This is a genomic window from Alkalicoccobacillus porphyridii, from assembly GCF_007293315.1.
Classification (GTDB): domain Bacteria; phylum Bacillota; class Bacilli; order Bacillales; family Bacillaceae_D; genus Alkalicoccobacillus; species Alkalicoccobacillus porphyridii.
In genome coordinates, this window is record NZ_VLXZ01000292.1 from 1 (window position 1) to 258 (window position 258).

General features: G+C 64.0%; 1 protein-coding gene. It reads left to right on the forward strand.

What is annotated here, in order from left to right; all coding sequences use genetic code 11:
* The coding region (locus FN960_RS21960; protein WP_143850837.1) for an EAL domain-containing protein at positions 1-258 on the forward strand (258 nt) is incomplete at both ends.

Consider the following 258-nt stretch of genomic DNA (forward strand, 5'->3'; position numbering starts at 1 on the left):
CGGCTACTCGAGCTTCTCCTACCTGTCGCGCTTCCCCATCGACGTGCTCAAGATCGACCGCTCTTTCGTCAACGACATCACCCACGATGCCAACGACGCCGCGATCGTGGCCTCGATCATCGCGCTGGCGCACAACCTGCGCCTGTCCGTGATCGCCGAAGGCGTGGAGACGGCCGAGCAGCTCGACTACCTGCGCCACCAGGGCTGCGACGAAATGCAGGGTTATTACTTCTCGCGCCCGCTGCCGGCGCCGGAATT